Source organism: Pseudomonas sp. UMAB-08, from assembly GCF_900095225.1.
Taxonomy (GTDB): Bacteria; Pseudomonadota; Gammaproteobacteria; order Pseudomonadales; family Pseudomonadaceae; genus Aquipseudomonas.
Genome location: NZ_LT607416.1, coordinates 162,071 through 174,975 on the forward strand (window position 1 = coordinate 162,071; position 12,905 = coordinate 174,975).

A 12,905-nucleotide genomic window follows, 5' to 3' on the forward strand; every position below is an offset into this window, starting at 1 on the left:
TCATCGGCTCGGTTGTATAACGGATTTAGCCAGGCGAAGAAGTTCGCGCTTGCCCTTGCGTTCAATCAAAACAGTCTGGGGATAGATAGCCAGTACGCGGCCATCGGCATATTCGTCACCGACGCGTAGTGTTTGGCCATTGATGACCGCGCGGCTGCCTTGGGCGCCCAGCAGGATGGCCTGCAGCACTGGAGTTTGAGTCTTTTCATCCGTACGGGCTGGCGCGAGGCTGGCCGGTGGCTGAGTCGGATCGAGGGGGATTTCGATGCTGGCCTGGGCCATCGCGCCATACAGCAGCACACTCGCTAGAAGAAATCTAAACACCGATCCACCCCGCATAACGGCTCAAGGTATACAGCTGCAGGCTGATCTGTGCGTGCGCTGCCCCGGCCTCGCCGACCCGATAGTCGAGGCTGTCCCAGTTCAGTTTCCACTGGGTGCCCTGGATCGCTTGCAGGTAGCGCAACAGGTCGAAGTACCCTCCCTGTAACTTCAGGTTCACCCCATGCCGATACAGGACAACGGCGCTGGCCTGACCCTTGGCCTTCGTTGTCGGGGCTGGGTCGGTCGAGGGGACTTCGACGGGTGTACTGAAACTCTCCAGGCTCAGCAGTTGCAGACCCGGCTGGGCTTTCAACAGGTCTTCAAGTACCGCGCGCATTTTGCCCGGGGTGATCAGCTCGCCCGTGTTGTGGTCGATCTGCTCCAGCAACTGCGCGCTGTCCGTCGAAGCCAGGAGCAGGGCGCGGTTGTAGGGGATATTGGGGTCGGCTTCAAGGGCCGCACGCAGCTTGGCCAGAGCGGTCGCGGCTTCAACCCGATGCGCTTCGGCAGTCTGATAGTCAGCCGTCTGCTTGACCAGGCGGGCGCCCAGCGGGTTACCGAGCAGCACCAGATACAGGGTGCCGCACAGCGCCAGACCGACCCCGCAGGCCAGCCATTGCTCTCGCGGGGCCAGGGTCTGCCAGCGCTGCAACCATTTGCTCGTGTTCATGGGCTGTCCTTTGGATCGGTAGCCCGTGAGGACAGGTCGAAATGCAGCAGTTGATCGTCGCCACGTTGCACATCGAAGCGTGCAAATTCACGCCCCTTGAATACCGCGCTCTGGCCCAGGCGCTCCAGGTACTGCGGCAGCATTTGTTGGTGCTGGCTGAAACCCTGCAGGCGCATTTGGGTGCCGCCTTCGCGCAAGGAAATAGCGTTTAGCCACAGGCCACTGGGTGGGTGCTGTGCCGCCAGAGCCGCTAACGGCGCAACAAAGCCGATGCGCTGCTGGCGCGCCACGACGTCCAGATAGCTGACCAGGCGCTGCAGTGCGCGGTTTTGCGCATCTATATCGGCCAGACGCAATGGCAGTTGGGGATCGAGTGTCGGTTGGACGAAAGAGGCTTTGGCGTCTTCCAGCTGGCGTAGCTGCTGTTGTTCCAGGGTTTGGGCCTGAGTCAGACGTTCAGCGCCTGCATACAGGTGCCATCCCTGCCAAACGCCATGACACAGACAGAGCAGCACCAGCACGGCAAGGCCAGCCAGTAGCTGGGGTTTTTGCGGTCCGTGGCGTGCGTTTTTTTCTACCTGATAAAGGTTGAGGTTCTGCATCAGGAAACCGTCTGGCGCAGAGCTGCACCGACGGCTGCCATGCAGTGAGCCTGCATCTGTTCGTCCAGTTCAGCCGCGGGTTGCCCGCTGAACAATTCGCGCAGGTCGAGGGCCTGCAGTTTGACGGTCAGTCCATTACCCAGCGCTTGCAGTGCGGCTTCGCCATCGCGCTTCATGGGCAGTAACAGCAGGCGATTAATGTGCCCCTTGCCTAACTGGCTTTCGAAATAGTCAAGGGAACGCTGGATCTCCAGGGTGGCGGAAGAAAAATCCTGGCCAGCCTGTTCCAGTCCATGCTCAATGACGCGCGCCATATACAGATCCGCGCCATGCTGCACGCAGATCAAGCCCTCGCTGGAACGCAAGCGCAGCAGTGCGATGTTCAGATTGTCGGCACCGGCCAACAGGCCAAGATTGCGAAATGCCATTTCGGTAACGTCGATGCTGACCAGATTGAGACCGGCCTGCTTGATCAGCTTGGCCCACTCCTGCATGCGCGCTTTATTGAGTACGGCGCAGTAGGCCATGCGCGAGCGGCCACGGTAGGCATCTTCGGGCAGGGCAAACGCGTCAACGACGACGTCTTCAAGGGGTTCACTGATAAGGTCTTTGATGCGCCAGCGCATGGCGGCGCCCAAGTCTTCAGCGGGGACATCGGGGCTGTCGAGAAGCAGCATCTGGTAGGCAGCAGGGTGCAGCACAAGGTTGACCGGCAAGCCGCCAAGCCCTGATTCGTCGACCATATTTTTCAATACGGCGGGTTGCTGTTCTGGCGCGGCTACGCGGAAGCTACAGTTGAGCAGGCGTGGAGCTTCGCCTTGGCTTCTCTGTATATGGGCTAGAGCTATTCCATTTGGACCTGTCTCTACACCCACCAAACCGCGCGCTGTGGTTTTACTTCTTGGAAACCACATTAACTTCTGATCTCTTTACCTGGCGAGGTGCGCCAGTACCACTCGATACACAAAAAAACTAGCCGGAAAGATGTTATGTACAGGGAGCATGATGTCAAAAAGATATCATGTATTGTAGGACGATCATAATACTTAGATGGGCGGTCCTAAAACTGCGGTTTCGGGCAGCATTACCGGCGATCAGTTCCTTGCTGGTTGGCATAAAAAATGGCATTTACGTGGCAGAAAGCGATCATCTAAGCGCAGGGTCTTCAGGGTTGATGTGCGTCCATGCCTCTATCAACCTTCGCGCCTTTGGCTCATGACCGTTTTTCAGGTCGTACTGGATCAGCAACAGCCGGGCATTGCGGTTGGCTGGCTGGTGTTCGAGCATCTGCTCCAGTTGTGAGCACGCCTCATCGACCTGGCCGTTTTCATACAAGGCCACTGCCAGTACGTAGCCATACTGAGCGTTTTGCGGTTCGAGCCTGGCAGCCCTGCGTAACGCGGGGATGGCCTGTACCCGTTGTCCCGCGCGAATCATTGCCAGGCCTTGGGCCTGGTGCAGCAAGGCGACGTCGGGATGTTCGCGCAGGCTGTCGTCCAGCAACTGTCGAGCCTCTTTGCCGCGAGCATTTGATTCCAGCCACTCCACCAGTGTGACCAGTGCCGGAAAGAAATCCGGGTCACGTTGCAAGGCGGCACGCAGGCGGGGTTCGACATCTGCATTGCGGCCACTGGCCTGGTAGAGCATCGCCAGGTTGAGGTTGGCTTCGGCGCGCTCCATAAGGCTCGACTGCACAGCCTCGTACTCGCCGATGGCGGTGTTCCAGCTGGGCTGAGAGGCCCCCAATCCGCCATTCGCAGCGCCTGGCAGCGCACGGGCGGCGGCGATTCGTACGGCGCGGACCGGGTCATCGAGCCGCGGTGACAGCAACGCCAGACGTTGCGCCTCGGGCATCAGGGCGCTGACCGCGCGAATGGCACTTTCGCGCACATGCGGTGCCGGATTGTTCAGATCCTTGGTGACCAGCCTCAGCGCTTGTGCGCTGGGGTAGGCGGGCAGTTCGGCGAGTAGTGTTGCGCGCTGGATGGCGGGCAGGTTGCTACGTTGCAGCTGTTCGTACAACGCCTGTGCTGCACCGGTTTGGCCGCCGCGAATCAGCGAGAGGCTTTCGTCGTAGCGCGGTGCTTGTTCAGGTGGGTCGCCGATCCATAGCTTGAATTGCTCAATAATTTTGTTGCCCGCCACACTCTGGTGGCAGCTCAAACAGGCATCCGGCGTGCCGAGTGTCTGCGCGCGCAGGGGGTTGGGGATACTGAAACTGTGGTCATGGCGAAAGTCATTGCCCATGTACAGCTTGCCGGGCATGTGGCAATCGACACATTGCGAGCCAGGCTTTCCGACCTGATGCCGATGGTGTTCGGGAGAGTCGTAGTTCTTCGCTTGCAGGCCCTTGCCATTGACACGCTCGACGGAGGTTGTGCCTGCGGTGTTGTGGCATTGCACGCACACACCGTTGCCCGGGTCCTTGAGTGCGGTGCTATGAGGGTTGTGGCAGTTGCTGCAGCGCACACCCTTGTCGAACATTTTGCTTTGCAGGAAGGAGCCGTATTCGAACACCTCATCCTTGATCTTGCCGTCCACCGCATAGAGTTCGGGCGTCAGCACGCTGGGCAGGTAATCATCCATCAACCGCTTGCCGACCTGATAACCGTCGTCCAGCGGTGCGCGACGAGCATGGCACCGGGCGCAGGTCTCGATCTCGGTGGTGGCGTCTTTATCTTTGAGATCGACGGCAAAGCCGGCATGCGTCAGGCCATTGGGCTTTGCCGCCCACGCCAAGTGATTAGAGGCCGGGCCATGGCACGCCTGGCAGCCGACTCCCAGACTGTTCCACTGGCTGGCAAAGCTATTGCTCACGGTGTCGAAATTGCGCTTGAAACCCGTGGTATGGCATTCGACACACATGAAGTTGGCGTTCTGGCTCGGCTTGCTCCAGTGCAAGGGATTCTTGAAGTTCACACCTTGGCCTGGATAGAGATGAAACCAGCGATGTTTCTCGGTATCCCAGGCCACCCCCAGCGCTTGCAACCGCCCGCCGGGTGTCTCTATCAGATACTGCTGCAAGGGGGCGACGCCGAAGGTGTAAGCGACTTTGAAATCAGCGGGTTTACCGTCTGCGCCAGGAGTGTTGACCCAGAAACCGTCATTTTTATGAGAGAAACGGGTGGTCTCTCCCTCGTTTTTGAACGTGATGTCACTGAAATTGGCGAGGACCGTTTCAGCGTTAGCCGATTGCATGGCCAACTGGTGATGAGAGCCTTGCCAATCGCTTACCTGCGCGCCGTGGCAACCCTGGCATTGCTGCTCGTCGACCATTTTTGCTGCTGGCGTGGGAGTTGTTTTCAGCGGTTGTGGTGCTGATGTGACGGCGGGTGAATAGATCAAAGGCGCGGGCTTACTGTTTTGGAAGAACAGCCAACTACTGAAGACTGCCAAGGGTAACAGGATCGCTAAAACGATACGCAGAGAGGGCGTCATGAAAGGGTGTCGGGGACTCGATGTGGAGTGCGCTGATTTATTTTTATGTTTCGGCATTCCGTCGTCCTGATAGAACATTATCCAATACGGTTGCAGCTTTGACGCAGGGCCGAGGCCTGTCAACTATTCATTCTGTGTGTTCTCATAATAGTTACACTAGTGTGTTTGGCGGTTTTCGATATTCATTCCTGTTTATATACGGGCGCGGGTGTGGGGGTTCGTGTTCATAGTGAAACTGAATAATTATTATGTCTAAACGTTATGAGTCGCTGTGGGGATCGACGAAAGAGTGTCGGTAACGAACCTGCGCAATAGAGGGTTTGCGGGCATATTGCAGGCCTGGAAGTTGGCAGCCGTTCCAGGGCGAGCGATAAAAAAGAAAGTGGCTATCTGAGTATTCTCGCCTAGGATTAAATTCAGCTACTGTGTGTATCCCGAATTTTCACGTTGTAGGCTAGTCCTGAGACTTTCATAAGAGTACTGAGGAACTGACCGTGACAAAAACTATCGATTTTTTGGCGCTGACAGTAACAACTCTTTTGCTTACTGCCATGCCCCTGCACGTGAAGGCAGCGTCCGATAAACCCAACATTGTTGTCATCATGGCCGATGACGTCGGCTGGTTTAATATTGGCGCCTATCATCAAGGCATGATGGCGGGTAAAACACCGAACCTCGACAGTCTGGCAGCCCAAGGCATGCGGTTTACCGATTATTACGCCGAGGCGAGTTGCACCGCTGGCCGGGCCAACTTCATCACCGGTGAGTTGCCCATCCGCACGGGCATGACCACCGTAGGCCAGGCCGGTTCACCGATTGGTATTCCCGCTCAGGCATTGACCCTTGCGACAACGCTTAAGTCGATGGGCTATTCCACGGGGCAGTTTGGCAAAAACCATTTGGGTGACTTGAACGAGTTCCTGCCAACGGTTCACGGCTTTGACGAGTTCTTTGGCTACCTCTATCACCTTGACGCGATGGAAGATCCGGCCCACCCAAACTATCCACAGGCGCTTAAAGATACGGTCGGCCCGCGCAACATGGTGCACAGCTGGGCAACCGACACTGATGACCCTACGGTGATGCCGCGTTGGGGCAAAGTGGGCAAGCAGAAAGTCGAAGATGCCGGCACGCTCTATCCGGAGAGAATGAGAACGGTCGACGAGGAGATTCGCGACGTTGCCTTGAGCTTCATTGATAAGGCCAAGAAGGATGACAAGCCGTTCTTCCTCTGGCTCAACCCTACACGTATGCACGTCACCACTCACCTGTCGCCCAAATATGAAGGGATGCGTAACGCGGACAACGACTGGACTATCCAGGAAGCCGGGATGGCCCAGCTGGATGACATCGTTGGCGATGTCCTGAAGAAGCTCAAGGACATGGGCCTCGACGATAACACCATCGTTGTATTCACCACCGATAACGGTGCCGAGAACTTTACGTGGCCGGACGGTGGCCAGACGCCATTTGCTGGCGGGAAGGGGACGGCCCTGGAAGGTGGCTTCCGTGTCCCGGCCATTCTGCGCTGGCCAGGGAAAGTTCCGGCCGGCAAGGTCGAGAACGGCATCATGTCAGGGATGGACTGGTTCCCGACGTTTGTCGCTGCGGCGGGTAATCCGAACATCGTCGAAGAGTTACTGAAGGGTAAACAAGTCGGCAGTCAAAGCTACAAGGTGCACCTTGATGGCTACAATCAGACCGACATGATCATGGGCAAGGGGCCGTCGACGCGCCACGAAGTCTTCTATTTCACCGAAGGCACGCTCTCCGCCGTGCGTATCGACGATTTCAAATACCGCTTCACTGATCAACCCGATGGCTGGATCGGCAGTACCGTGAAGTTGGACATGCCGGTTCTCACCAACCTGCGCCTTGATCCCTTCGAGCGCACGGGCTTTACCAAAGGCGCTCAAGGCTCATACCAGTACATGAACTGGTTCCTCTACGAATTTTGGCGCTTTCAGTTCGTGCAAAAAGAAGTTGCCAAGGTGGCGGCGACTGCGATTGAGTTTCCTCCAATGCAAAAGGGTGCCAGCTTTAACCTGGATGCAGTGAAGGAACAAATCCAGCACGCGATGTTGAGCCAGTCAGGTAAGTAACTAACTCAGGTATCGATCGGGTAGGCGGTGTGTGCGCCTACGTGATCCTGGAGTTCTTATGCCGTCAAAAACAGGTACGCTGCCGGTCTCCGCGTTTACCCTGCTGACGCTCTGTTACAGCCAACAGGCGCTGGCAGGAGGCATCATGCTTTATGAGATCGGTAGCGATAATACCGGTCTGGTCAATGCGGGTGCCGCGGCGCGTGCGCAAGGGCCGTCGACCATTGCGAGTAACCCGGCAGGCCTCAGTTATCTGGAGGGCACCCAGATCGCGGCCGGTGCGCAACTTATTTACGGCAATGTGAAGTTTGATGCTGACGGGGACACTAACGTGGCTGGCAGTGGCAGCGGCGATGTTATTGAACCGACACCGGGTGCCAGCTTCTTTATAAGCCATAAACTGGATGAGCACTGGAGTGTCGGCTTTGGCACGTATGGCGACTTCGGTCTGGCGCTCAGTTATAAGAATGACTGGTACGGTCGTTACTTCAGTCAATATGGAAGTATTGGTGGTGTGTCATTTGTACCCAGTGTGGCCTATCGTTTCAATGACGAGTGGTCAGTGGGCGTTGGCATAAAGGCCATGTACGGCATGTTGCAAGCTCAGGCGGCGATCAATCGGTCTCCGTTTGGATTAACGGATCGTGCTGACGGGCAGTACAAATATGAGGACAGTACATGGGGGTACGGCGCTAACCTGGGGGTTATTTATGCACCCAAGCCGGGCACCCGGATTGGTTTGGCTTATACCAGTAAGATTGATCTTGATTTCAAGGACCGTATAGACGTTCAAGGGAATGGCCTGTTACTGGACCGCGTGAATGGTACGGACACCACGCTCGGTGTGCAGGTCCCACAAACGGTCACGCTCAGCCTCTATCAACAACTCGACGCGCAATGGGCCGTGCTGGCGACCGTCAACTGGCAGGACTGGTCACAGTTCGGCGAGATCTATATCGATGTCGATACGTCCAGTGCGGGTGGGCAGTCAACCACCGTTAATGCGCCTTATAAGGACACCTATCAATTAGCGCTGGGCACACAGTACCGAGCCACCCCGAAACTGCTTTGGAGCGGCGGTGTCGCCTACGATACCTCGGCGGTATCGAACAGTGATCGAACCTTGAATGTCCCTATGAGTGCTCAATGGCATGTGGGGGCCGGGGTCACTTATGCAGTGGACCATGATACCGACCTTAACCTCGGCTGGGATTTTGTGTGGATGGGCGATATGCCTGTCGACCAGAGCAAACGTTTGTCAGGTGATCGCGTTTCCGGCCAGTTCAGTAGCGCCTGGATTCAGTCTGTTACCGGCAATATGACGTGGCGTTTCTAACGCCTGACAACAATAAATACCCTATTAATCCCATGAGTACAAAGCACATGAAAGCATCACGTAAATGGCTTGTCGGCATTGCGCTGAGCAGCTTGTTGCTGGGTGGTTGTGTCTCGAAAGTGACTGAAAAGGAACAGTTCTCAGGCTTTTTGCCGAATTACGATGGACTCCAGGAAACGACGTCGTCGAGCGGGAAGGAAGTGCTGCGCTGGGTGGCTCCCGACTTTAAACCCGGGGCGTACTCTACGGTGGTGTTCAACGAACTTGAGTTGTACCCCGCACCCAAGCCGACGGATCGGGTTGACATGAAAACGCTGAGGCAAATACAGGCGTATGCCAGCAGCAGTGCCAAGGGCGTTCTTTCACAAAGGTACCGGGTGGTGAACAGCCTGCAGGCTGTACCACCCGGTTCGCGCACCTTGATCATGCACGCGGCAATTACCGGTGTAACGGCTTCTAACGAAGGTATGCAATGGTACGAAGTGGTTCCGGTCGCGGCGGTTGTGGGGGCTGCCAGCGCTGCTTCCGGCCATCGCGATCAGAACAGTGAACTTTACATTGAGGCGAGTTTTGTCGACGCCGCCACGGGTTCGCCAGTGGTGAAAGTCGTGCGTAAAGTTTTCGGTAAAACCCTGAAAAATGAAAGCCAGGCGATTACCGTGGATGACTTCAAGGCCGCGATCGACGGGCTGGCCGGTGATATGAGAGCGTTCATCAAGTAGCGATAGAGTCACTTCGCAGTCACTCCGGAGCAACAAGGCCGCTTAAAACGGCCTTGTTCAACGGTGTCTACATTCTGCTGAGCAACACTTTCTTTACCCTGCGCTCCTCAACATCGACCACCGTCATGTTCCATCCTTCCCAACTGAGCTGGTCTCCGGTGTGTGGCAGTCGATCCAGCAGGCTGACAACCAGCCCGGCCATGGTCTGATAATCTTCGGTCGCCCTGGCCTGAAAGCCGATACGCTCACGAATCTGGCTGAGGTTGAGCGCCCCATTGACCATGAACCCGTCTCCTTCAGCGACGATATTCGGGCCTTCGACCTCACTGGCATCGGGTAACTCACCGGCGATGGATTCGAGAATATCCGTCATGGTGATGATGCCGATGAAGTCACCGAACTCGTTCACGACGAAGGCGATATGCGTCGATTCCTTACGCATCTGCTCCAGCGCGTTAAGGATGGTGAAGCTTTCCAGCAGGTTGACCGCTTTACGCACCATGCTCTCAAGGTTTGGCTGATTGCCGGTCAGTAACTCTTTATAGAGTTCTTTTTTATGCACGAAACCCAACGGCTCATCAATGCGTCCATCGCGGATCAACGGCAGTCTGGAGTATGAGGAATGCATCAGTCTGGTGTGGATTTCTGCCTGCGTAGCTGCCAGGTCAACGTGGTCGACTTCGGCGCGCGGTGTCATCACCGAACGAATCGGGCGCTCCGCGAGTTGTAGAACCTCACTGATCATAATCCGTTCGCGTCGGCCGAACACCGCATCGGTCTGGCCTTCGTCCGACAGGTCAGCGATCTCTTCACCGACTTCATCGGCTTCCAGTTTGCGTCCGCCCAGCAGGCGCATAACGGCATGGGCCGTACGTTCGCGCATGGGGCGGCTCCCGTGCAGGGGTTTTTTACGCCGTGAGCGGGCAATCTGGTTGAACAGCTCGATCAGGATCGAGAAGCCAATCGCGGCATAGAGATAACCTTTGGGGATATGGAAGCCCAAGCCTTCAGCCGTAAGACTGAAGCCGATCATCATCAGGAAGCCCAGGCACAACATGATCACAGTCGGGTGCGCATTGACAAAGTTCGTCAGCGGCTTACTGGCAATGATCATCAGGCCAATGGAGATGACCACAGCAATCATCATGACGGCCAGGTGTTCAACCATGCCGACGGCCGTGATGACCGCATCCAGCGAGAACACGGCATCCAGCACCACAATTTGCGCGACGATGGGCCAGAACTGTGCGTAGGTCGCTTTACCCACCCGCTCTGCGACATGGCCTTCTAATCGCTCATGCAACTCCATGGTTGCCTTGAACAACAGGAACACACCACCGAAAAGCATGATGAGGTCTCGCCCGGAGAACGTCTTGGCGAATACCTCAAACAAGGGCTCCGTCAGGGTGACCATCCAGGAGATGCTGGCCAACAAGCCCAATCGCATCACCAGCGCGAGCGACAGGCCAATGATTCGCGCGCGATCTCTCTGCTCGGGGGGTAGCTTGTCAGCCAGGATGGCGATAAAGACCAGGTTGTCGATGCCAAGCACCAGCTCAAGCACGATCAGGGTGAGCAGGCCAAGCCATGCCGTAGGATCAGCTATCCATTCCATAGGGAATTATTCAATCTCTCGAGAAAGTGCGAAGGGGGTGTCGCGGGGAAACAAGGTGGCATGGGGTAACGCAGGGGGGAGGGGCGAATACACACTTAGGTAAGGACGAGCTTGATCACAGAGACTGGGAGGCTCCAGGAGGGTGTTCATAGTGGCCTGATAGTAGTACGGCCGGTGATCCTATACGGTCCACGGAAACTTCATACAGTCAGAACTATTACAAAAGTTGACAGCAATGGGCCTGGTTTCCGGGATATCCCAACTAGGCTACCCACTTCAAGGTCACCCCAATCAACACCAGATACCGAGTCCCTTTGGCCAGCGTCACAATTATCAGAAACCTCCAGAGCGGTTCACGCATGACACCGGCAACCAGCGTCAGCGGATCACCGATCACCGGAACCCAGCTGAGCAACAGCGTCCAGTGCCCATAGCGCAGATAGGATCGCTGAGCGTTTTCCAGCGTGTTCTGGCTCACTGGGAACCAGCGTTTGTTGCGAAACCGCTCCACGGAACGCCCCAGGTACCAGTTCACTGCCGAGCCCAGCACGTTGCCCAGCGTTGCGACGGCGAACAACAGCTCCGTGCTGTATCGCTCCAGGATCAACATGCCGACCAGCACGGCCTCAGATTGCAACGGCAGAAGCGTGGCCGCTCCAAACGCCGCCATGAACAGCCCAAAATAGCTGGTTAGTTCAAACACTGAAGGCTCTCGAGCGCCGTGCCGAAATCGACCCGGAGCTGCCAGTGGTTAGTCGTCGAGAGCGAGCGTTGGGTGGTGCTTTTCAGGGCCATTTGGCGTCTTACCGTCACTTTTCTGGTTTTACCTGTTCGGTGAATAAGCGATCAGGCCTTGACCCAGCGCTGGCGGCTCCAGCCGCTCAGGGCGTCTACGGCGAATACCAGCAACAGCATGGCCAGGATCACCGTGCTGGCTTGGGCTTCCTGGAACAGGCTGAGGCTGACATAGAGCATCTGCCCCAAACCGCCAGCGCCGACGAAGCCGAGCACGCTGGCCATGCGGATATTGTTTTCCCAACGGTATAGGCAGTAGGCCAGCAGTTGTGGCAACAGGTTGGGCAGGGTGCCGTAACAGAAGGCCCACACCGGATTACCGCCCTGCAGGCGGATAGCTTCGGCGGGTTCTGGCGGGGTGTTTTCCAGAGCTTCGGCGAACAGCCTGCCGAGCACACCGGTGGTGTGCAGGGCCAGGGCCAGGGTGCCGGCATTCGGGCCGAGGCCAGCGGCCAGCACCATCAGCGTGGCCCACACCATTTCCGGGATCGCGCGCAGGGCATTGAGCACAAGGCGCGACGCGCTCTGCAGCGGCCAACCAAAGCGGCCGGCGGCGGGCAGTGCCAACAACAGACCGAACACGGCGGCGAGCAGGGTGCCGAGAGCGGACATGGCCAGGGTTTCCAGGGCGCCATAACCGATGGCCTGCAGATGGCCATTGCTCAGGTCCGGGTTGAGAAAACGCTGCACATAGGCGCCCATCTGGCTCAGGCTGCGGGCGCTGCCCAGCTCGCCGAAGTCGATGCCCAGATAGGCGAACGAGGCGATGACTGCTGCGCCGATGCCGAGGACCAGCAGCAGGTTGAACAGGCGATTCATGCCAGCCTCCAGCGCAGCAGGCGGCTGAGTTGATCGGCGAGCATGACCAGGATGAAGAACGTCAGCAGCATGCTTGCCACTTCACCCCCGGCGAACATGCGCATCGACAGGTCGATCTGCTGGCCCAGGCCGCCGGCGCCGACGAAGCCCATCACCACCGAGGCGCGGATCGCGCATTCCCAACGGTACACCGTGTACGACAGCAGCTCCGCAGCGACATTGGGCAGGATGCCGTAGCAGAAGGCTGCCAGCCGACCACTGCCGGCCTGCATCAGGGCATGGGCCGGGCGCTGGTCGACCGACTCGAAGATCTCCGCGTAGACCTTGCCGAGCATGCCGCTGTAGGTGATGGCAATGGCCAGCACCCCGGCAGCCGGGCCGAGGCCGACGGCGCGGACGAACAGCAGGGCCCAGACGATTTCCGGCACGCTACGCAGGAAGATCAGCAGCCCGCGTACTGGCCAGCGCAGCAGTTGTGCCCA

Annotated in this window: 12 protein-coding genes; 3 read left to right on the top strand and 9 right to left on the bottom strand. The window is 57.5% G+C overall.

What is annotated here, in order from left to right:
• The 5 genes from K0F75_RS06320 to K0F75_RS06340 form a co-directional block, all read right to left on the bottom strand.
• A complete protein-coding gene (locus K0F75_RS06320; protein ID WP_257604268.1) occupies window positions 1-324 on the bottom strand; it encodes a Type II secretory pathway component in 324 nt (107 codons plus the stop codon).
• Entirely contained in the window at window positions 317-994 is a 678-nt protein-coding gene (locus tag K0F75_RS06325; protein ID WP_219061008.1) for a type II secretion system protein GspM, read from the bottom strand. The genes K0F75_RS06320 and K0F75_RS06325 overlap by 8 nt, the downstream gene beginning before the upstream one ends.
• Complete coding sequence (locus tag K0F75_RS06330; RefSeq protein ID WP_219061009.1) at window positions 991-1,596, bottom strand: PilN domain-containing protein; 606 nt, start codon at window positions 1,594-1,596, stop codon at window positions 991-993. The genes K0F75_RS06325 and K0F75_RS06330 overlap by 4 nt, the downstream gene beginning before the upstream one ends.
• On the bottom strand, window positions 1,596-2,339 hold the full coding sequence (gene pilM / locus K0F75_RS06335) for a type IV pilus biogenesis protein PilM (RefSeq protein WP_257604269.1): 744 nt from the start codon (window positions 2,337-2,339) through the stop codon (window positions 1,596-1,598). Before pilM ends, K0F75_RS06330 begins: the two co-directional genes overlap by 1 nt.
• Before the next feature lie 403 nt (window positions 2,340-2,742).
• Complete coding sequence (locus K0F75_RS06340; RefSeq protein WP_219061011.1) at window positions 2,743-5,091, bottom strand: tetratricopeptide repeat protein; 2,349 nt, start codon at window positions 5,089-5,091, stop codon at window positions 2,743-2,745.
• Window positions 5,092-5,585: 494 nt separating this feature from the next.
• Between K0F75_RS06340 and K0F75_RS06345 the strand changes: the two genes are divergently transcribed.
• From K0F75_RS06345 to K0F75_RS06355, 3 genes are read left to right on the top strand one after another with little or no spacing between them, the layout of a single operon-like run.
• Complete coding sequence (locus K0F75_RS06345) at window positions 5,586-7,136, top strand: arylsulfatase (protein WP_219061304.1); 1,551 nt, start codon at window positions 5,586-5,588, stop codon at window positions 7,134-7,136.
• Window positions 7,137-7,194: 58 nt separating this feature from the next.
• Entirely contained in the window at window positions 7,195-8,472 is a 1,278-nt protein-coding gene (locus K0F75_RS06350) for an OmpP1/FadL family transporter (protein ID WP_219061012.1), read from the top strand.
• A 47-nt stretch (window positions 8,473-8,519) separates the two neighbouring features.
• Window positions 8,520-9,194 carry a DUF3313 domain-containing protein gene (locus K0F75_RS06355; RefSeq protein ID WP_219061305.1) on the top strand — a complete coding sequence of 225 codons (675 nt, stop codon included), beginning with the start codon at window positions 8,520-8,522 and terminating at the stop codon, window positions 9,192-9,194.
• Between the two features lie 67 nt (window positions 9,195-9,261).
• On the opposite strand, the gene K0F75_RS06360 is transcribed toward K0F75_RS06355, so the two are convergent.
• The 4 genes from K0F75_RS06360 to K0F75_RS25605 all read right to left on the bottom strand — a co-directional run.
• Window positions 9,262-10,809 carry a TerC family protein gene (locus K0F75_RS06360; protein ID WP_219061013.1) on the bottom strand — a complete coding sequence of 516 codons (1,548 nt, stop codon included), beginning with the start codon at window positions 10,807-10,809 and terminating at the stop codon, window positions 9,262-9,264.
• A 262-nt stretch (window positions 10,810-11,071) separates the two neighbouring features.
• Entirely contained in the window at window positions 11,072-11,512 is a 441-nt protein-coding gene (locus K0F75_RS06365) for a YqaA family protein (RefSeq protein WP_219061014.1), read from the bottom strand.
• Window positions 11,513-11,655: 143 nt separating this feature from the next.
• Window positions 11,656-12,423: a phosphonate ABC transporter, permease protein PhnE gene (gene phnE / locus K0F75_RS06370; protein ID WP_219061015.1), complete on the bottom strand. Its 768-nt coding sequence runs from the start codon at window positions 12,421-12,423 to the stop codon at window positions 11,656-11,658.
• Window positions 12,420-12,905, bottom strand: a 486-nt coding sequence (locus K0F75_RS25605) for an ABC transporter permease (RefSeq protein ID WP_257604270.1), incomplete at its 5' end; no start/stop codon positions are given. The genes K0F75_RS25605 and phnE, both read right to left, overlap by 4 nt.

What these genes read in the sequence shown, in the direction of transcription:
- K0F75_RS06340 (WP_219061011.1), bottom strand. Translation starts at nt 5,091, where the DNA reads ATGCCGAAACATAAAAATAAATCAGCGCACTCCACATCGAGTCCCCGA.
- K0F75_RS06350 (WP_219061012.1), top strand. Translation starts at nt 7,195, where the DNA reads ATGCCGTCAAAAACAGGTACGCTGCCGGTCTCCGCGTTTACCCTGCTG.
- K0F75_RS06360 (WP_219061013.1), bottom strand. Translation starts at nt 10,809, where the DNA reads ATGGAATGGATAGCTGATCCTACGGCATGGCTTGGCCTGCTCACCCTG.
- K0F75_RS06345 (WP_219061304.1), top strand. Translation starts at nt 5,586, where the DNA reads ATGCCCCTGCACGTGAAGGCAGCGTCCGATAAACCCAACATTGTTGTC.
- pilM (WP_257604269.1), bottom strand. Translation starts at nt 2,339, where the DNA reads ATGGTCGACGAATCAGGGCTTGGCGGCTTGCCGGTCAACCTTGTGCTG.
- K0F75_RS06325 (WP_219061008.1), bottom strand. Translation starts at nt 994, where the DNA reads ATGAACACGAGCAAATGGTTGCAGCGCTGGCAGACCCTGGCCCCGCGA.
- phnE (WP_219061015.1), bottom strand. Translation starts at nt 12,423, where the DNA reads ATGAATCGCCTGTTCAACCTGCTGCTGGTCCTCGGCATCGGCGCAGCA.
- K0F75_RS06330 (WP_219061009.1), bottom strand. Translation starts at nt 1,596, where the DNA reads ATGCAGAACCTCAACCTTTATCAGGTAGAAAAAAACGCACGCCACGGA.
- K0F75_RS06355 (WP_219061305.1), top strand. Translation starts at nt 8,520, where the DNA reads ATGAAAGCATCACGTAAATGGCTTGTCGGCATTGCGCTGAGCAGCTTG.